This window comes from Allobosea sp. 05T422_2, from assembly GCF_056396265.1.
In genome coordinates, this window is sequence record NZ_JBFTLD010000116.1 from 1 (window position 1) to 19649 (window position 19649).

Here is a 19649-nt window from a genome sequence, read left to right on the forward strand (position 1 = left end):
GATATCGCCCTTGTCGTCGCGGGTGACGAGATTGTCGAAGATGTTGCGGTAGACGTAGTAGCTATCGGGATTCCACTGGATCTGCGGATCGAGCGTCGAGGGTTCGGCCGCCAGATCCACCACCAATCGGTCTGCACTGGCAAKCGCAGGGGTGGCGAACCCCAAGGCGGCTGCAACCAGCCATCTGCCAACCTTGAGCTTCATCACCTGGTCCTTTTGGAGCGCGTTGGGGCMTGTGCCTTTCGGATAGTCCGCCAGTTTCGCACCCCGCCGAAATGACCACAATTCTATTGTGACATGTGAAAATAGAACGTTCTCTCGCGGTCAAAATCCAATGGAGGCGTTTCTTCGCCGAGCCGTTCTACCATACTGAGGTGCATGAGCAGGGCTTTCGGCATGATCCGGCCAGGGTGAAGCAGCTGCTCAAGGAAGCTGGCTATAAGGGCGAGACCATCGTCATCACTACGAACAAGCGGAACGCCGCGAATTTCGACGTCGCCATTATTGCGCAGGCAATGCTCCAGGCTGCGGGCATCAAGGCCGAAGTCGAGGTGTTAGAGTGGGGTGCCCAGCAGGACCGTTGGCAGAACGGCAACTACCAGATCCCGGTCGGCCATGTCCGGTTTTGGGTAATATTGCAACGTCTGCAAACTTCGTTCGGCCTTAGCGTGTCTGGCGGAACAGTTCTTGTTCCGGCGCTAACATGCCCGAAAGAGCCGCCGGCTGTGGGTGGCCAAGACCTGCCGGATTTCACGTGGTCTTGGTCTCGTGATCGGAAAGCGCGCGAATCTTTTCACAATGCCTGCCTGACGAAATGGCCGGGAGCCGTCTCCACCAGCGCTTGCCTTGGCGCGGACCAGTCCAGGGCACGGATCGGGCTTGGGATCTCGTCCACCGCGAGTTCGCGGCGCAGGCTGCGCCGGGTCGGATCCGGCACCGGCACCGCCGAGAGCAACTTGCGAGTGTAGGGATGCTGCGGGTCGGTGAACACCGCTTCACGTGGGCCGAGCTCGACGATCTCACCGAGATACATCACCGCGACCCGGTGGCTGACGCGTTCGACCACGGCCATGTCATGCGAAATGAAGAGGTAGGCGAGGCCGAACTCGGCCTGCAGGTCGAGCATCAGGTTGAGCACCTGGGCCTTCACCGAGACGTCGAGCGCCGAGACCGCCTCATCCGCCACCACCAGCTTGGGCGAGAGTGCCAGCGCGCGTGCAATTGCGATGCGCTGGCGCTGGCCACCGGAGAATTCATGCGGGAAGCGCACGCCCATCTCGGGCGTCAACCCAACCCGGCGCAAGAGGTCCGCGACGCGCTCCTGCGCTTCAGTGCCCTTGGCAAGGCCATGGACCAGGATCGGCTCCGCCAGCGCGCTGCCGACGCTCTTGCGTGGGTTCAGGCTGGCGAAGGGGTCCTGGAAGATCATCTGCATGCTGCGGCGGACATCGAGCAAATCGGCCTTGCCGAGCTTGGTGACATCGCGGCCACCGAAGCGCACCGTGCCCGCCGAAGGTTCGATCAGCCGCAGGATCGAGCGCCCGGTCGTTGATTTGCCACAGCCGGATTCACCGACCAGCGCGAGCGTTTCGCCACGTTGCAAGGTGAAGGAGACGTCCTCGACCGCATGCACCCGGCCACGCAGCCGCCCGAGCACGCCGCCGCGAATGCCGAAGCGCGTCGTCAGCCCTGAGACCTCGAGCAGCGGAGCCTCATCTGCCTTGACCGTATCCGCGGCTTCGACCGGCTGGCCACGCACCTCGCCATTGTYCGGGTCGATCCGGGGAAAGCGCAACGGGAGGCCGTGCCCCAGCATGTCGCCGAGCCTGGGCACGGCGGCGAGCAACGCCTTGGTGTAGCCGTGGACGGGCGAATTGAAGACCTGAGCCGAGGGCGCGTCCTCGAGCTTGCGCCCTTTCCACATCACCACGACGCGGTCGGCAATCTCGGCGACCACGCCCATGTCATGGGTGATGAAGAGGACAGACATGCCCTCTTCATCCTGCAGCGTCTTGATCAGCTCGAGGATCTGCGCCTGGATCGTGACGTCGAGCGCTGTCGTCGGCTCGTCGGCGATCAGGAGCTTTGGCTTGCAGGCGAGCGCCGTCGCGATCATCACGCGCTGGCGCATGCCACCGGAGAGCTGGTGCGGGTAGTTGCTGAAGCGGGCCTTCGCGGAGGGAATCCGCACCCGCTCCAGCATCCGCAACGCCTCGGCCTCGGCCCCCGCCCTGTCGAGCCCGCGATGGTAGCGCAGCGCCTCGGCAATCTGGAATCCGACGGTGAGCACCGGATTCAGGCTCGTCATCGGCTCCTGGAAGATCATCGCGACATCATTGCCGCGAACCTTGCGCATCTCCTCTTCCGGCAGCGCCAGCAGGTCACGCCCCTCGAGCGCGATCCGGCCTTCGATCCGGCCGTTGGCAGCCGAGACCAGGCGCATAATCGAGAGCGCGGTGACGCTCTTGCCGGAGCCGGATTCTCCGACGATCGCAACCGTCTGGCCCGGTGCCACGTCGAAGCTCAGATCTTCGACGGCCCAGCGCCATTGCCCGCCGATGCGGAAGGCGGTCTGCAGGTTCTGGACGGAAAGGACAGGTGCGCTCATCGCTCGCCCTTCAGCTTGGGATCGATGGCGTCGCGCAGACCGTCCCCGAGGATATTGAGCGCGAAGACGATGATCAGGATGGCGAGGCTCGGGGCCAGGACCAGCCAATAGCTGTCGAGGATGTTCTCGAAGCCCTCGCGGATCATCCCGCCCCAGGTAGCAGTCGGCGGTTTGACGCCAAGCCCGATAAAGGCAAGCGACGCTTCGGTCCGGATGGCGTTGGCGAGCCAGAGCGAGGCCATCACCAGGATCTCCGGGAAAATATTGGGCAGGATATGCCTGGTCATGATCCGCGCATCGGAGAAGGCGAGCGCGCGGCCGGCCTCGATATAGTCACGCTCCTTCACCGAAATAGTCGGCGCGCGGGCGATCCGCGCGAAGGAGGGGATCGAGGTCAGCGCGATCGCGATGGTGATGTTCTCCATCGAGGGGCCGAGCATGGCGACCAGGATCAGCCCGAGGATCAGCGAGGGGAAAGCGAGCAGGATATCCATTGCCTGCATCACCACCACGTCGAACCGCCCGCCATACCAGCCAGCAAGGATGCCGATCAGCGAACCGGCAAGCATGGCGATGACGGTCGAGGCAATGCCGATCACCAGCGAGATCCGTGCGCCGTAGAGCAGGCGCGAGAGGATGTCGCGCCCGAAATAGTCGGTGCCGAGATAGTAGTTCTCATGCGGCGGCTGCAGCCGCGACAGGATGTTCTGCTCCAGCGGATCATGCGGCGCGATCAGCGGCGCCAGCAGGGCGGCCAGGATCACGGCGACGACAATGACAAGCCCGACCCAGGAGGTCTTGTTGGCGTTGAAGGCGCCGATGGTCGCCTTGAGCCAACGCAAGCGCGGCGGGGTCACCGGCGCGGCATCGTGGACTGAGGTGCTCATGACAGCTTCACCCTGGGGTCGGCGAGGGCATAGGTCAGGTCGGTCGCGATGTTCACCAACACGACGATCAGCGTGTAGATCACCATCATGCCCTGCAGCATCGTGTAGTCGCGCTGGTTCAGCGCCCCGACGATGAGCTTGCCCAGACCAGGCCGGTTGAAGACGATCTCGGTCAGCACTGAATTGCCGATCAGGATGCCGAGGTAGAGGCCGACGATCGTGATGATCGGGATCAGTGCGTTGCGCAGGGCATGGCGCCAGACGACGACACCCCAGGGGACTCCCTTGGCACGGGCGCTGCGGACATAGTCCTCCTGCATCACTTCAAGCATCGCGGAGCGGGCGACGCGCGTGATGTAGGCGGCCATGATCAGGCCGAGATTGAGCGCCGGCAGCGCCATCGCCTGGAACCAGGCCGAGGCGGAGCCCTGCCCTGCGCTGATCACCGGGAACCAGCGCAGCATGATCGAGAAAACGATCAGCAGGATGATCGCCGAGACGAAGGGCGGGAAGGACAAGCCGAGCAGCGAGACGATTCGGGTCACATAGTCGGGCATGCGGTTGCGGTTGATCGCCGCCCAGACGCCGAGCGGCACCCCGATGACAATGCCGATCGCCATCGAAACGATCGTCAGCTCGATTGTCCAGGGCAGGACGGCGAGGATCTCCTGGATCACCGGACGGCCGGTCACGAGCGAGACGCCCCAATCCCCCCTGAGGGCGCCGGAGAGGAAGGTCCAGTATTGTTCGACGATCGGCGCGTCGAGCCCGAGCCGCGTGCGCATCGCGGCAATTGCGGTGGCATCCGCCTGATCGCCGAGGATGACCTGCGCCGGATCGCCCGGCACGATCCTAACGACGACGAAGACGAGGGAGAGCACTGCCCAGAGCGTGACGACCGCGAAGCCGAGGCGTTTGACGAGGAAGGCGCTCATGCTGCCGCCATGCCTGACACAAGGGAAGACCCGGATGCGGGAGGCTGGATTGCCTCGCGCAGAACCACATTCGTCATCCCGGCCGAGGCCCATGGGTCCAGCGCCGAGTGCGAAGCACTCGGTGACGGTGACCCCTTGCCCCGGACCGGGACGCTCACTTGGTGAAACGCGTGGTTTCCAGGACCGGCGGGCCGAGATTGAGCGAGGCCTTGAGCTCATAGCCAAGATCGAGGCTGTCCTTGTAGGCCCAGAGCTGCATCATCTCGTTGACCGGCACCGCGCAAACCTCCGCGATGATCTTCTCCTGCGCCGTCTTCCAGAGCGCCAGCTGCTTGGTCTTGTCCGTCTCGGAGCGGGCCTGGTCGATCTCCGCATCTGCCACCTTGCAATGCGAGAAATTCGTCACGGCCGTCGGCGTCTTCACGATCGCGCGCGAGTGGAAGAACTGGGAGAGATAGACGTCTGCAACCGGGAAGCGCGCGGCCTGGAAATGTACGACCTGCGACAAGTCCTGGCGGATCTGMTGGTGGAAGGTCGCATGCTCGACCGGCTGGATCTCGAGGGTGATGCCCGCTCGCTTCAGCAGCGCCTGCACAGCCTCGGTGAAGCTCAGCATCGAGGGCAGCGTGGTATTGATCGCCTTGATCGTCAGGCCGTTGGGGAACCCGGCCTCGGCCAGCAGGGCCTTCGACTTTGCGAGATCAAAGGGCAGCAGCAGAGCCTTCTCATCGGTACCGAGATAGCCGGACGGCACCACCGAGACGCTCGGCCGCGAAATGTTCTTGCCGCGGAACTGCCAGATCGCGTTGCGGTCGATGGCATGCGCGATCGCCTGCCGGACCTTGAGATTGTCGAGCGGCGGCTGGCTGGTGTTGAGGTGCAGCACCGACATCTCGGCCGGACCCATTGCCACGACCTTGACGCCAGGCAAGGCGTTCATGCGATCGACCCAGGCCTGCTCYTGCCGGCCGAGCATCATGTCGAGTTCGCCGGCTTGAAAGGCAAGATCGCGCGAGGAATCGGAGGGGATGAAACGGTAGAGGATCTCGGTCAGCTTCGGCTTGCCGCGGAAATAGTTCGGGTTGGCGACAAGCTTGGCGTATTGCTGCGGCACATATTCGGAGAACATGAACGGCCCGGTGCCGATCGGTTTCTTGGCGAAGCCGTCCTTGCCCAGCTCCTCGGCCGCCTTCTTACAGATCATGTTGCCGCCATGGTAGTTCATGACGATGCCGAGCAGGCTCGGTATCGCCTGCTTCAGCGTGATCTTCACCGTGTATTTGTCGGGGGCTTCGACCTTGTCGACAGCGCCGTAATCCGACGAAAAGGCCGAGCTTTCCTTGGTCGCGGCGCGGTTCAGCGAATAGACCGCATCCTCCGAAGTGAATTCGCCATAACCATGGTGGCACTGCACCCCCTGGCGCAGCTTGAAGGTCCATTCCTTGCCGTCGGCCGAGGCGGTCCAGCTCTCCGCCAGATCGGGCTCCATGAATTCGGGCGAGAGCTCGCCCGGCTTGATGCGGACCAGGCCGTTGAACATCCATTGCAGCATCGCCTTGCCCGGCGTGCCGGAGTTCAGATGCGGGTCGAGCACGCCCGCGTCGGCGCTCTGCATGCCGACGGTCAGGACCGTCTTCTGGGCCAGCGCCGGACTTGCCATCAGCGCGCTCGCCAGCATGGCTGCGAGAATTGAACCGGTTCGTTTCATTGCTGTTCCCTTGCTTTTCTTGGATGTCGAAGATCCCGGCTTTCTCGCCGGTGATACCGAGGCAGGACGGCGATCTCGTGGGATCCTGGGCCCGTCCTGTCCCTGTCTTGGAACCTGCGCCTAGAGCGTATCCTCCAGCCTGCAATTGACCAGCAACTCCGCAATGGCGGCATTGTTGGGCAGCGCGATCACGGTGGCAATCAATCGTGCCAGATCGTCGGGCTGCGTCATCGCGCCGGGCGCAAGCGCGGTGCTTGCCGCGGTCATGTCGGTCCGCACAAAGGAGGGGCAAAGCGCGGTCGCGCGAACGCCCTTGTCCCAGGCGATGCGTCGCGCTGCATGGTTCAGCGCGATCATCGCATGCTTGGTCATGTTGTAGGCGATGTGGTCGTTCCGCACCCGCTTGCCCGACATCGAAGAGACATTGACGATGCGTCCCGCACCGCTCGCCTCCAGATGCGGCAAGGCGCAATGGATCAGGTTGAGCGGCCCTTTGCAGTTCACCGCCCAGATCGCGTCGAGCTCCGCTTCATCCGGCATGCGCAGCGTCATTGCGCTATGCATCCCGGCGTTGTTGACGAGCCCGTCGATCCGCCCGAAGCGGGCGGTGGCAGCATCGACCCAGGCGCGCTGGCTGGCCCAGTCGCGCGCATCGTAGCGGGCGATGTGGATGCGCGCGGCATCCCAGCCGGTACTCATCGCCTTGAGTGAGGTGAGATCGCGCCCGCCCAGGCTCAGGCTGTAGCCTTCCATATGGAGCAGCTCGGCGATGGCACGGCCGATCCCGCGATTGGCGCCGGAAATCAGAATCACGCGTCCATCGGGGGCAAGCATGTCGGGCGTCCTCTAGCCGTGCAGGGTCAGTTCAGCATCGCGTCTTGCGACGCCGGCAAAGCGATCTAGCCTGAACGGCGCAAGATCGAAGCGCGGCTGCCGCGACAGGGCGAGATCGGCCAGGATCTCGCCAGTGACCGGGCCGATGCCGAACCCATGCCCGGAAAAGCCGGCGGCAATGATCAGTCCCTCGATGCCGGTATGGGCGTCGATTGCCGGCAGCGCATCGGGCGTCAGGTCGATCAGCCCGCCCCAGAGCCGCGCGATCCCGGCATTGGCCAGCGCCGGCAGCACCTGCGTCACCCGCGCGATCAGTGTCGCGATATCGCAGGCGCGCGGCGCGAGGGCATCCGCCGTCAAGGAGCGCGGCTCATGCAGCCAGTCGCCGATGCCGGTGGTGACGCGTAGGCGCCCGTCGATCTCCYGCCGGCCCGCGGCATCGGCATTGGCGACGCCGAAAACCTGCTCGAACAGGGGCGGCAGCGGCACGCTCTGCAGCACGCAAACGAGCTTCACCATCAGCGGCAATGCAAGTCCGAGCGGCTGCAGCAATTCAGGCGCGTGGATGCCGGTCGCGACGATGACGCAATCCGCCAAAACCAGCTCACCGCTCATCGTCTCGATGCCGGTGACCCTGGAGCCGGACCGTGTCACTGCGCGGACCGTCACATCCTCGCGGAAGGTAGCGCCGTGACGGGACGCCGCTGCCGCAAAGGCACGGACAGCGGGAACCGGATCGGCATGGCCGTCGCCAGGGCAGAAGGAGGCCGCGAGGATCGACGGGCCGATTGCCGGCGCGACCGTACGGATCGCCGCGTTGTCGGGCAGATAGTCGATCTCGAGACCGAGGCGCCGTTGCTGCACCACCAGTTCGCGGATGGTTTCGACTTCAGTCTCGGTCCGGGCAAGACGCAGATTTCCGCGACGGCGATAGCCCGTCGCGGCATCGAGTTCCGTGTCGAGCCCGCCCCAGCGTTCAACGGCGGCCCGGGCGAGCGGAAGTTCGGCCGGATCGCGCCCGGATTGCCGGACGCCGCCGAGGGTCCAGCCCGAGGCCATCGACGCCAGGTGGCGCGCTTCGAAGAGCGTCACGGAATGGCCGGCACGGGCGATCTCGTAAGAGGCCGCGACGCCGCTGATCCCGCCTCCGACGATAACGACATCCGGCATGGCAGCGCCTTGGCTCAGGAGAGGTCGACGCTGATCCGCTTTTCGGCTTCGCCGGGGTTGCGGCGCTTATAGGCGGTGATCTCGAACTCGACCTTCAGTTCGGGCTGGCCGAGCGGCGTACAGGTCGTGGTGTTGGCCGGATCGATCCCCCTAAACTTGCGGCCGACCACGTCGTTGACCTGCTCCATGTCGGCGATATCAGGCACGAAAACCTTGATCGCGACCACGTCCTTCAGGGAGGCGTCGACCGCCGCAAGCGCACCCTCGATATTGCTGAAGGCTTGCTCAGCCTGGCCGCGGGCATCGCTTGCGATGGCGCGGGTCTTGTAATTCCGCCCCGCCGTATTGGAGACGAAAATCATGTCGCCGGCGACCACCACCCGCGAATAACTGTTCAGCTCCTCGTATTTGCTCCCGGATTTGACTTTGATGATCTCACTCACGGGGCTTCTCCCTTAAGGCACAGCTCGGTCAATCGCCTCGCCGGCTCAAGGCAGGCAAGATTGGTATATACCATCGAAGCGATACGAAGCTGTCAAGGACGTCGCGAGAGGCGGAATGTGTGGTGCGAGGCGAGCGCGGGGCCCTTGCGCTCGGCCGGCCTCGCCCGCCGTCTTCGAGGAGAGCGGAGCACTAATCTTGCTCCAACGCCGTTGGTTGCCGAAGCAATCATTCTCGCCGAGCGGCTTTCTGTGAGCGAACACCATCCCCCCGCCTCCATCCACCGGCGTAGCATCGCCAGAAACAGGCCGGACACGATGCCCCATCCGTAAGCCAAATCATGATTTGACAGACTGGTATACACCAATCCATGCTGCCCCGAAGGCCGATAATAAGGGGATCTCCGATGACGATGATTTCGCGCCGTGCCCTTCTCGCCGCTGGTGCGAGCCTGCCACTGCTCAAAGGCTCCGCCTTCTCGCAAGCATCACCAAAGAAGATCCTGCGCTTCGGGCTGTCGAGCTTTCCGCCGAGCCTGCAGCCCTGGGTCCACACCGGCACCGCCGCGCTGACGGTCAAGTTGCTGATCTTCCGCGGTCTCACCGGTTTCGACGAAAAGGGCGAGGTCAGGCCGGAATTGGCGGAATCCTGGACGCAGGACGGCGAGACCGGTTGGATCTTCAAGCTCAGGCCGGCGAGCTTCCACAACGGCAAGCCGGTCACGGCAGAAGATGTGAAATGGACGCTCGAACAGATCGCCCTGCCGAACTCGACAGCGTTTCTGAAATCCGAATTCGGCGGCATCGAGAAGATCGAGACGCCCGATCCGCGCACCGTCCGCATCGTGATGAAGCAGCCTACGGTGACCTTGCCGATCTGGCTCGCGAGCCCCCATGCGCCGATCATCGCAAAGGACTCGATCGAGGGGCGCGGGCTTGGGATCGGGGCCGGCCCGTTCATGATCAAGGATCAGGAACGGGGGGTGTCGATCGAGGTCGCGGCCTTCGACAAATACTACAAGCCCGGCCTGCCCAAGCTTGCGGGCATCAAGCTCACCGCCTATGCCGACGAGAATCTTCGGGTGGCGGGGCTGCAGGCCGGCGATATCGACCTGATCGAATATGTGCCCTGGCAACATATGGCTTCGATCGAGAAGGATCCACGCCTCAAGCTCGACGCCGCCAATGGCCCCTTCATGGGGCTGAACTTCAACGGCACGACCGGGCCCTTCAAGGATGCGCGGCTGCGTCAGGCCGTGGGTTTCGCGATCCGCCGCGAGGAGATCGTCCAGGCCGCCTTCTACGGGCGTGGCACGCCGCTGCAGGGAATCCCGATTCCGGATACGAGCCCTTACTACGATACCGGCCGCGCGACGTTCTGGAGCTATGATCCCGACCGGGCGAAAAAACTGATGGCGGAAGCGGGCGTGCCGAAAGGCTTCCCCTGCACGCTGCTCTCGACCGCGCAATACGGCATGCACAAATCGACGGCCGAGGTGGTGCAGGCCCAGCTCGGCGAAATCGGTATCGACGTGAAGCTCAACCTGCCGGACTGGGCACAGCGTGTCGATCTCGGCGGCAAGGGGCGCTACGAATTCTGCGTCCAGGGTACGACCGCCGACAATAATGACCCCGACGGGCTCGCCCCGCTGCTCGACGGCGAATTGCCGGCCAATATCTCGCGCAGCTTCGGCCTACCGACACCGGAGATTCACGCGCTCTTTGCCAAGGGCCGCGCCGAGTTCGATATCGCCAAGCGCAAAGCGATCTATGCCGAACTCGAAAGGCTTGCGCTGGAGCAGGCGCCGCTGGTCGGCCTGGCCTGGCGCTCGCAGGGCTATGGCATGGTCAAGGGTGTCACCGGCTTCAAGGGCCTGCCCGGCGGCACGAACTTCTTCTCGGCCTATGCAATGGAAGAGACGGCACTAGGCTAAGCGGCGGCRCGGCTACGTATTGCCCAATCGAGCTCGGTCATTCCGGGAAGCGCCGGACGCGATATGACGGGCTCACGCCACGCGCGTGGTGCGCGCCAGCCGGGCGAAACGCTCGAGCCGGAAGGGTTTGGTGTCGATCATCGGCGTCGCCCCCCTGATGAGGTCGGCGACGAGCCGCCCCGCACCGGGGCCGATGCCGAAACCATGGCCGGAGAAGCCGCTGGCGATGAAGAAGCCGGGCAGGCGCGGCACTTCGCCGATCACCGGGACGGCATCGGGCGTCGCATCGATGAAGCCGCCCCAGGCCTGCGCGACCTTCATTCCCCCAAAGGCCGGAAACGCCGTGATCAGGTTGGCTTTCGCCTCGTCCAGGATCGCCGTCGAGGGGGTCGGATCAAGCACGCGCATGCGCTCGAAAGGCGTCACTTCGTCGAGCCCCCAGCGTCGCGGCGTCCGCGCTTCGTCCAGCAAGCGCCGGCTCAGGCGCAATCGAAATTCCTGCCGCTGCTTCACCAGCGAGGGCAGGAAATCGGCAAAAAGGCGGAAGGAGTCCGGCACGATCTCGGCTGTGCTGGCGCCACGATGGGCGACGGTGTAGCCGCCGTCCTGGCGCTTGCGGAAGGCGAAATCCGAGGCGCCGACGGCATAGGGCGGAGGACCGTCCAGCGGTTGGGTGCGCAGCACCGAACCGAGCACCTTGAGCTGCGGAAAATCGATACCGAGATTGCCGAGGAAGAGCCGCGACCACGCGCCGCCGGCCAGCACGACCTGTGAGCAGGCGATCGTGCCGCGCTCCGTCACCACAGCACTGACCCGGCCGGCCTTGGTCTCGATGCCGCGCACCGCACACCGTGTCAGGACGGTGCCACCATGCCGGCGCAGCGCACGCGCCATGGCAGGCACAGCTTTCTGCGGCTCGGCCCGCGCATCGCTCGGCGTGAACAGGGCACCGGTAAAGGCGCGCTTGCAGCCGGGCAGAACGCTCTCGATCTCGCGCGAACTGAGGAGCCGGGAGTCAAGCTGATATTGCCTGGCATGATCGAGCCAGGCCTCATGCTGGGCGAGTGCAGCGGGCGTATCGGCGACATAGGCGATGCCTGAGCGGGTGAAGCCGGTATCGCCGCCGACGAGCTTGTCCATCTCCGACCAGAGCCGCATGCTTTCCAGCCCGAGCGGGATCTCGCCGGGGTCGCGGCCCATGATCCGGACCCAGCCCCAATTTCGGCCGGACTGCTCATGGCCGACCTCGCCCTTTTCGCAGACCGTGACGGAAATCCCGTCCCTGGCCAGGAAGAGCGCGGTCATGATCCCGATAATGCCGCCACCAATGATGACGACATCGCTCCTCGCAGGGAGAGCCGCGTCCGGGTCGACGGTTTCGATGGTGATGCCCATCAGGCCTGCTCCGCGCTCGAAGAGGACAGACCGGCCTCCGGCCGGGGACGGGAGGCGGGCAGCGGCATGGTCAGTCCTGTGAGGCGGGCGTTGAGCTGCGGAAGACGACGTGATGCGGATGGTTGACCGATTTCATGTATTCGATCGGCTTGCCTTCACCGTCGCGGGCGATCAGCCGCAACACGAGCGTGGGCGAGCCGGGTTTGAGCTGCAGAAGCCGGGCTTCGAGATCGGTTGCAATGCCAACGCCGATCTCGCGGTCGCGGGCGCTGGCCTCGACGCCATAGCGCTCTCGCAGCAGCTCATAGAGCGATTGCCCACCAATGAGGTCTTCCGCGAGCAGCCCGGCGAAGCGCGAGGCCGGCAGATGGCTGGTCTCGATGCAGAAGGGCTCGTCGTTCACGCTGCGCAGCCGGCGGAACATGACCAACTCGGCGCCGACCGGGATGTCGAGCCGGCGAGCGATGCTCTCGGTCGCCTTCTCTTCTCCGAAATGCAGCAGCTTGCTGCCCGGGTTGCCGCCAGCGTTCCGGATGATCCGGGTGATGCCGAGCGTCGATTGCACGTCGATCGGGCGCGTCACCTGAACCAGGGGAACGCGCGTCCCACTGGTGCCGTTGCGCTCCAGCACATTGCGGTCGACCAGCTTGTCGATCGCTTTGCGCACGGTCATGCGGTTGATGCCGAGCGTGTCGGCCAGCGCGCGCTCGGACGGCACCCGGTCGCCGGGGCCGTAATCCGGTCCGCTGATGAGGTCGAGCAGGTAGTCTTKAACCTCGACATAGATCGGCTTGGCCCGTTTCACGGGTTCGCGCATGGCTGGTGTCTCTCGGGCCTCTCCCGTTCCCGCATATAGCGAGGATTGCGCCGGCTCCACATCCCCGGAGGCACTGAAACACGAGAATCCATTGTCGGCGAGGTGGCCATAAGTCAGTTGGACTATGCTTGACACGAATTGGTATAGGTGGTTGGTGTATACCAATTCCTTGAACCTCGCAATTCTCCGCTTACGGAATCGGTTCCTCCCATGTCCATCGCCTTTGACCGCACCCGCGTTCATGAGGGCTTCGCCCAGACTCGTGCCGCCGTGCCCGAGGCGTACGCGCTCGGTCGCCGCCTCGCCCCGCAGATCGACCGGATCTACCTTGTCGCCTGCGGTTCGGCGAACCGCGCCATGCTCGGCATCAAGTACTGGCTCGAGCACTATTCCCCTGGAATCGAGGTGCGACGCTACTTCCCGGCCKAGTTCATGGCGATCAATCCGCCGCGCCTCGACGAGCGCACGCTGGTTCTGCTCGCCTCCAAGTCCGGCACGACACCCGAGACCGTCGCGGCCGCGGCAACCCTGATGGGCAAGCCCTGCAAGGTCGTGGCCTTCAGCCAATATGCCGACAAGCCGCTCGCTGCCGCGGCCCCCGAGAGCTTCGTGGTGGGCGATACCAGCGAATCCTTCGCCGCCATGTTCATGCTGATGCAGGCGCTGGTCGGCGGCATCATGAGCGCGAAGGAAGGTTGGCCGCTCGGCGACAAGCTCGTTGCCTCGCTGGACGCGCTCCCAGCCGMCATCTGCGATGCGGCCGAGCAGAACGAGGAGCGGGCCGCAGCCGATGCCCGTCTCTATGCCAAGGATCGCAACTTCTACCATGTMGCTTCGGGGCCGGGCTTCACCACGGCCTATGTCTTCGGCGTCTGCATCCTCATGGAGATGCTCTGGCTGCACAGCTATCCGATCGAGGCGGCGGAGTTCTTCCACGGCCCGTTCGAGATCATCGATCGCCAGACACCGCTGATCCTGATCAGCGGAGAGGACCCGAGCCGGCCACTGATGGAGCGTGTCACCAGCTTCTGCGACACCTATGCCGAACGCGTCATGAAATATGATTCCCGCGATTTCGCGATGGCGGGTGTCGCGCCGGAAATCCGCCCCATCGTCGCGCCCTATATCCTGCAGTCGGCGTTGAAGCGGATGGCGGCGCATCTCTCGGTGCTACACAACCAGCCGCTCTCGACCCGCCGCTATATGTGGAAGGTCGCCTACTGATCAGGCGCATGGGAAATCGGCCAGGGACACGTCCATGACCTGCAGGCTGCTCGGACTCGGCGATAACACGGTCGACACCTATGTCGATCGCGCGCTGCAGTTTCCGGGTGGCAATGCTGTCAATGTCGCCGTGCTGGCGCACCGTCTCGGCGCCGAGACGGGTTACATGGGTTGCCTGGGCTCCGACGAAGCCGGGACACYGATCGTCAACGCCTTGCGCGAGGAGGGGGTCGACACGGGCCGCTGCCGGGTGCTCCCCGGCGACAATGCCCGGGCCTTCATTGGCCATGACGGCAATGACCGCCATTTCCTGCGATCGCAACGCGGTGTCCGCGGAGAATGGGGCGGTTTCCTTCCTGAGGATCTCACCTATATCGCCGGCTTCGACCTGGTGCATTCGAGCATCTACAGCGAACTGGATGCCGATCTCGCGGCGCTGCGCCCCTCGATACGCCGTTTCTCCTATGATTTCTCCKAGCGCTGGACTGAGGCCAATCTGGCCGCCACGCTCCCCCATCTCGACATCGCCTTCCTCTCCTTCCCCTCAGGTTCCGACGCGGAATGCAGCGACCTCGCCCGTCGCTGCTTCGAGACCGGTCCGGGTCTCGTGGTGGTGACGCGCGGCGAGCGCGGCTCGCTCGCGCTGGCAGGTGGGGTATTCCATCGCCATGGGATCACCCCTGCCCAAATCGTCGATACGCTGGGCGCGGGAGATGGTTTCATCGCCGCATTCCTTCTGGCGGTGCTGGAGGGGAGAGAGGTTCCGGACGCCCTGGCTGCGGGCGCGGCCCACGCGGCGGCGATCTGCGCTTATCAGGGTGGTTTTGGCCATGGCACGCCATGGTCCGCGGCTGCGGAGATCGCAGCCTGTTGATGGAGAGGGTTTGAGCTCATGGCCTGGCGTATCGGGATCGACTCCGGCGGCACCTTCACCGATGTCTGCCTCTTCGATGATGCGAGTGGCCAGGTTGCCGTCTGGAAGGTTCCCTCGACCCCGGACGATCCCTCCCGCGCCATTGCACGCGGTACCCAGGAGGGGACGGAGCGCGTCGGCGCCAAGCCCGCAGATGTCGCCTATTTCGGCCACGGCACGACGGTGGGCACCAACGCCCTAATCCAGCACCGCGGCGTCAGGACCGGGCTGATCACGACCGATGGATTCCGCGATCTGATCGAGATCGGCCGGCAAAAGCGGCCGGATCTCTATGATCTTCAGGTCGACAAGGCGGCGCCGCTGGTCACCCGCGACCTGCGCTTCGGCGTCGCGGAACGGCTGCGCCATGACGGTTCCGTCGAGACGCCGCTCGACGAGGAGGGCGTGCGCCAGGCCGCGCGGGAGCTGAAAGCGGCCGGCGTCAAGGCCGTCGCCATTGGCTTCCTCTACGGGTTCGTCAGGCCCGAGCATGAGGAAACGGCAAGGCGCATCGTCGCAGAGGAATTTCCGGAGGCCTTCATTTGCGCCTCGCATGAGGTCGCGCCCGAGTTCCGGGAGTATGAGCGCATCTCGACTGCGGTAGTGAACGCCTATCTCGGCMCGGTGATGCAGGGCTACATCCGGCGTCTTGCCGAGCGGCTCAAGGAACTCGGCGTCACCACCACGCCGCATCTGACACAGTCCAATGGCGGCGTCATCGGGTTCGACATGGCGGCGCGCCTGCCGGTGCGCACCGTGCTCTCGGGCCCCTCGACCGGCGTGGTTGCCGCGCAGGCGATCGGCCGCATGACCGGCATCGAGAACCTGATCACCTTCGACATGGGCGGCACCTCGTCCGATGTCGCGCTGCTTCGTGGCGGCGAGGCCAAGCTCGCCAGCGAAGCCAATGTCCATGGCTACCCGATCAAGGCGCCCATGCTCGACATCCACACCGTCGGCGCCGGCGGCGGCTCGATTGCGGCGATCGACTCCGGCGGCCTGCTCAAGGTGGGCCCGCGCAGTGCCGGCGCCGACCCCGGGCCGGTCTGCTATGCCCGCGGCTCGACCGAACCGGCGGTCACCGACGCCAATGTCGTGCTCCAGACGCTGAACCCGACCCATCTGCTCGGTGGCCGCATGCCGATCGACCAGGCGCTCTCCAAACAGGCGATCGGCCGGCTTGCGGAACAGCTCGGCCTCGACCTTATGGCGACGGCGCAGGGCATTATCTCCGTGGTGACCGCCAATATGGCCAAGGCGATCCGCGTCATCTCCGTGCAGCGCGGGCATGATCCGCGCGACTACGCGCTTGTCGCCTTCGGCGGCGCGGGGCCGCTCCATGCCGCGCGGCTGGCGCGCGAGCTGGAGATGAAGCGCATCGTCGTGCCGCGCAATCCCGGAATCGGCTGTGCACTCGGCCTGCTTCTGACCGACCTGCGCGCCAATTTCGCCACCACCCGGCTCGCGACGCTGGGGGATGGGCTCGTCCCCGACATGGCCGAGATTTTCGCAGGCCTTGAAGCCCAGGCCGAGCACTGGTTTGCCGAGGAGAATGTCGCGCCTGCCGATCGCGAGCTGAAGCGCACGGCCGATCTTCGCTATCACGGCCAGAACTACGAGCTCGCCATTGACGTCCCGGACGGGCCGATCACGCCTACAACCATCAGGGCTTTGGCGGAGGGCTTTGCCGAAGCCCACAAGCGCCTTTACGGATTCGTGGCCGAAGGCGAACCGGTCCAGCTTGTGACCTACCGCGTCGAGGCTATCGGTTTCGTGCCCAAGGCCGAGTTTCGGCCCGAGCCCGACGCCGGCCCGGATGCTTCCGCGGCCATCATGGGGCGTCGGGAGGTCTGGTTTCCGGAAACCGGAGGCTTCGTCGATTGTGCGCTCTACGACCGGGAAAAGCTCAAATCGGGTAATCTGATCGAGGGCCCGGCGATCATCGAGCAGATGGATGCGACCACGGTGCTGCTGCCCGGCATGACCGCCCGTGTCGAACCCTATCTCAACCTGATCCTGGAGACGCCGTGATGAACGCGCCTACACCCGTCACCGTTGATCCGATCACCGTCGAGGTCATTGGCAGCGCCTTCGCCTCCATCACCGAGGAAATGGGCGAGGCGCTGGTCAAGGCGAGCTACTCGACCAATATCAAGGAACGCCGCGACTGCTCGACTGCGCTCTTCGATATTGAAGGCAACACGCTGTGCCAGGCCGAGCATATCCCGATGCATCTCGGCTCCTTCATCGGCATCATCCCGCATATCCTGAAGCGCCATGCCGTCTCGGAGATGAAGCCGGGCGATGTCTTCATCGGCAACGACGCCTATGAGGGCGGGGGCACCCACCTTCCCGACATCGTGCTGGCCGAGCCGGTCTTCCACGACGGCAAGATGGTCGCCTGGGCCGTCAACACGGCGCATCATTCCGATTTCGCCGATCGCGGCCACGCCCATATCTATCAGGAAGGCCTGCGCATCCCGCCGATCCGCCTCTATGACGGCGGCACCCTGATGAAGGATGTGCAGGAGCTGATCCTGCTCAACTGCCAGGTTCCGCGCGAGCGACTCTCGGACCTGCGCGCCCAGATGGCTGCGAACCGCCTTGGCGTTGAGCGCGTCAGGGCGCTCTGCGACAAATATGGCCGCACCACCGTGCTCGCGGCCGGCAAGGCACTGCAGGACTATGCGGAGCGCAAGATGCGCGCCGGCATCGCCTCGATTCCAGATGGCGTCTATCGGTTCAGCGACCGCTTCGACAATCCCGAGCTCGATGACGAGATGGAATTCTCGGTCGCGATCACGGTCGCTGGCGAGGAGATGACGCTCGCCTTCGACAGCCCGCCACAGGCTCGCGCGGGTTTCAACATGGTCTATACCGCGCTGCTCTCGACCGTCTATTACGCCGTCAAGACAGTGGCCGACCCGACCATCCCGCCCAATGCCGGCCTCGCACGACCACTCACCGTTGCAGCGAAGGAAGGCACGGTGCTGAACTGCCTGCATCCGGCGGCGGTGAACGGGCGCATCGCACCCTGCCAACGGGTCGTCGACCTGATCCATGGGGCGCTCGCCCAGGCGGTGCCCGATCGTGTCATCGCGGCCTGCTCCGGGGCCGTGGCATCGGCGACCTTCATGGGGGCGATGCCGGATAGCGGTGATCTCTGGGTTTATCTTGAGACGATAGGAGGCGGTTCCGGCGCACGCGCCGGCAAGGACGGTCTCGACGGCGTGCATGTCCACATGACCAATACCTCGAACCTGCCGGTCGAGGCGCTCGAGGTCGAGTACCCCCTGACGCTGCTGCGCTATGAACTGGTCGATGGCTCGGGCGGGCGCGGCCGCCAGCGTGGTGGCATGGGCCTTCGCCGCGTCTACCGGGCCGAGGCTCCCTGCCGGCTCAACGTGGATAATTCGCGCCTAAAGTCGCGACCCTGGGGCATCGCCGGCGGCGAGCCAGGACAGGGCGGCTCCTTCTCCTTCAGCGAGGGTGTCGCGCCTTTCACAAGGGGCGATGGTGCACTCGAACCCGGACAGATCGTCGAGATCATCACGCCGGGTGCCGGCGGCTACGGTCCGCCGGCGGAGCGCGATCCGGAGGCGCAGGCGCGCGACCTTGCCGAAGGGCGCCTGGCGCAGCAGTAACGGGCGGAGATCTCCCGGAGCTGGTGCCCGTATTGCGCCGATTCCGCCCGAGAACGTTGCGCCAAAGATGCGCGAGGCTCGTCCGCGGGCGAGCSGCCCGCCCTACCCGCAAGAGCACGCCAGAGCATCGCCGGCAATGGCGRGAGCGAGTGCCTCGCCTCGCGCCGGCTGAACATGCGTTTGGTGAGATGATCAGTGGACCGCCCCTATCGAGAGGTCGACGCCCATGGGCGCTCCCGTAATTGGCGCAGGTGGTCGGTCGCGACTGTGCGATCGATCTGATCATTGCCGACATCAGCGAGGAGCTGCGCGGCCGCCCCTATGACCTGGTCGCTGTCGCCGGGGGGCTGGCCGCACCGGACGCGCGGCGCCTTTGCCCCGGCGATCCGGGCGGTGTCGGGAGCGCCGCAAGCGGCCGCCAGCCTGTCGCAGACCGAGATGCTGTTTCTGTCCGGGATCGCCTATCTGCAGCCGATCACCCGCAGCGAGCTCGGTAAAGTCTTTGGCAAGGAGACGAGTCGCGACAGCGTTGCGGCGCTTAAAACGCGCCGGCGTGATCACGGCCGGACCGCGCAGGCCGGAGCCGGGGGCGCCCTATACCTATGTCACGACCGACAGATTCCTGTCGGCGTTCGGTCTCGCCAGCCTGCGCGACCTGCCGGATCTCGAAAAGCTCGAGGATGCCGGCCTGCTGACCAAGGACACGCTCCTGGCTGAGGAGATCCCGACGAGCGGCGCCGACGACGGGGAGGGCACGCGGAACGCGACGGCGTCGCCAATGATCGGGGCGCGACGGGCGGAATTGAGCCAGCATGATGAGCCGAGCCAGCGAAGAGGCCTTTCATCGATGAGTTCAACCAGGCGCGCGGGCTCGGCCGATGGGTCTTTCAATGAGATGAAGAAGTGGATCGAGCAGCCCGCGCCTCAACCAACCAGATGGGTGAGCCGACATGAAGAAGGGCGGCTGTCATGAGACCTGCCACCCTTCCATTTTTGAGATCTGTCCCGCCGATCGGCAGGCTCTCCTCACGGAGGCATGTATGTGAGGGGGAGCCAGAGCCGCCTATCGAAATCAAATGGTTTTGTGCTTTGGATGCTGATGCTCGCGGCTCCGGGGTGCGCCGGGTTGATCAGCAAGTT

At 64.9% G+C, this 19649-nt stretch carries 14 protein-coding genes and 3 pseudogenes; 7 read left to right on the top strand and 10 right to left on the bottom strand.

The features are described from left to right. A pseudogene (locus tag AC1DJT_RS19810) lies at nucleotides 1–204 on the bottom strand (ABC transporter substrate-binding protein); the annotation flags it as partial. A gap of 170 nt (nucleotides 205–374) precedes the next feature. Between AC1DJT_RS19810 and AC1DJT_RS19815 the strand changes: the two are divergent. Next, nucleotides 375–596, top strand: a pseudogene (locus AC1DJT_RS19815) (ABC transporter substrate-binding protein); the annotation flags it as partial. A gap of 197 nt (nucleotides 597–793) precedes the next feature. Here the strand turns inward: AC1DJT_RS19815 and AC1DJT_RS19820 are convergent. From AC1DJT_RS19820 to AC1DJT_RS19850, 7 genes are all read right to left on the bottom strand, one after another. Next, nucleotides 794–2608 carry an ABC transporter ATP-binding protein gene (locus AC1DJT_RS19820; RefSeq protein WP_476834709.1) on the bottom strand — a complete coding sequence of 605 codons (1815 nt, stop codon included), beginning with the start codon at nucleotides 2606–2608 and terminating at the stop codon, nucleotides 794–796. Then, the gene (locus tag AC1DJT_RS19825) at nucleotides 2605–3495 is read right to left on the bottom strand and encodes an ABC transporter permease (protein ID WP_441492574.1); all 891 of its coding nucleotides are present in this window, start codon (nucleotides 3493–3495) and stop codon (nucleotides 2605–2607) included. Before AC1DJT_RS19825 ends, AC1DJT_RS19820 begins: the two co-directional genes overlap by 4 nt. After that, nucleotides 3492–4430: an ABC transporter permease gene (locus AC1DJT_RS19830; protein ID WP_441492575.1), complete on the bottom strand. Its 939-nt coding sequence runs from the start codon at nucleotides 4428–4430 to the stop codon at nucleotides 3492–3494. Before AC1DJT_RS19830 ends, AC1DJT_RS19825 begins: the two co-directional genes overlap by 4 nt. 154 nt (nucleotides 4431–4584) lie before the next feature. Further along, a complete protein-coding gene (locus AC1DJT_RS19835) occupies nucleotides 4585–6138 on the bottom strand; it encodes an ABC transporter substrate-binding protein (RefSeq protein WP_476834710.1) in 1554 nt (517 codons plus the stop codon). A 120-nt stretch (nucleotides 6139–6258) separates the two neighbouring features. Further along, complete coding sequence (locus tag AC1DJT_RS19840) at nucleotides 6259–6972, bottom strand: SDR family NAD(P)-dependent oxidoreductase (RefSeq protein WP_441492577.1); 714 nt, start codon at nucleotides 6970–6972, stop codon at nucleotides 6259–6261. A 12-nt stretch (nucleotides 6973–6984) separates the two neighbouring features. Further along, entirely contained in the window at nucleotides 6985–8142 is a 1158-nt protein-coding gene (locus AC1DJT_RS19845; RefSeq protein WP_476834711.1) for an NAD(P)/FAD-dependent oxidoreductase, read from the bottom strand. A gap of 14 nt (nucleotides 8143–8156) precedes the next feature. Further along, nucleotides 8157–8585, bottom strand: coding sequence for a RidA family protein (locus AC1DJT_RS19850; RefSeq protein ID WP_476768585.1), 429 nt, complete (start codon nucleotides 8583–8585; stop codon nucleotides 8157–8159). Nucleotides 8586–8989: 404 nt separating this feature from the next. On the opposite strand from AC1DJT_RS19850, the gene AC1DJT_RS19855 reads away from it, so the two are divergent. Continuing rightward, on the top strand, nucleotides 8990–10516 hold the full coding sequence (locus AC1DJT_RS19855) for an ABC transporter substrate-binding protein (protein ID WP_441492580.1): 1527 nt from the start codon (nucleotides 8990–8992) through the stop codon (nucleotides 10514–10516). Nucleotides 10517–10588: 72 nt separating this feature from the next. Here AC1DJT_RS19855 and AC1DJT_RS19860 read toward each other — a convergent pair whose 3' ends face one another. Both AC1DJT_RS19860 and AC1DJT_RS19865 read right to left on the bottom strand, forming a co-directional pair. Continuing rightward, the gene (locus tag AC1DJT_RS19860; protein WP_476768589.1) at nucleotides 10589–11914 is read right to left on the bottom strand and encodes an NAD(P)/FAD-dependent oxidoreductase; all 1326 of its coding nucleotides are present in this window, start codon (nucleotides 11912–11914) and stop codon (nucleotides 10589–10591) included. A gap of 67 nt (nucleotides 11915–11981) precedes the next feature. After that, nucleotides 11982–12728, bottom strand: a complete 747-nt coding sequence (locus AC1DJT_RS19865; RefSeq protein WP_476834712.1) for a GntR family transcriptional regulator — start codon at nucleotides 12726–12728, stop codon at nucleotides 11982–11984. Nucleotides 12729–12938: 210 nt separating this feature from the next. Here AC1DJT_RS19865 and AC1DJT_RS19870 point away from each other — a divergent pair, with 210 nt between their 5' ends. The 5 genes and pseudogenes from AC1DJT_RS19870 to scpB form a co-directional block, all read left to right on the top strand. Continuing rightward, complete coding sequence (locus AC1DJT_RS19870) at nucleotides 12939–13952, top strand: SIS domain-containing protein (RefSeq protein WP_476834713.1); 1014 nt, start codon at nucleotides 12939–12941, stop codon at nucleotides 13950–13952. A gap of 34 nt (nucleotides 13953–13986) precedes the next feature. Continuing rightward, nucleotides 13987–14826 (top strand): PfkB family carbohydrate kinase, encoded by an 840-nt coding sequence (locus AC1DJT_RS19875; protein WP_476834714.1) that lies wholly within the window; start codon nucleotides 13987–13989, stop codon nucleotides 14824–14826. A gap of 18 nt (nucleotides 14827–14844) precedes the next feature. After that, entirely contained in the window at nucleotides 14845–16896 is a 2052-nt protein-coding gene (locus AC1DJT_RS19880) for a hydantoinase/oxoprolinase family protein (RefSeq protein WP_476834715.1), read from the top strand. After that, nucleotides 16896–18509 carry a hydantoinase B/oxoprolinase family protein gene (locus AC1DJT_RS19885; RefSeq protein ID WP_441492585.1) on the top strand — a complete coding sequence of 538 codons (1614 nt, stop codon included), beginning with the start codon at nucleotides 16896–16898 and terminating at the stop codon, nucleotides 18507–18509. Before AC1DJT_RS19880 ends, AC1DJT_RS19885 begins: the two co-directional genes overlap by 1 nt. 242 nt (nucleotides 18510–18751) lie before the next feature. Continuing rightward, a pseudogene (gene scpB / locus AC1DJT_RS19890) lies at nucleotides 18752–19257 on the top strand (SMC-Scp complex subunit ScpB); the annotation flags it as partial. Nucleotides 19258–19649 lie beyond the last annotated feature (392 nt).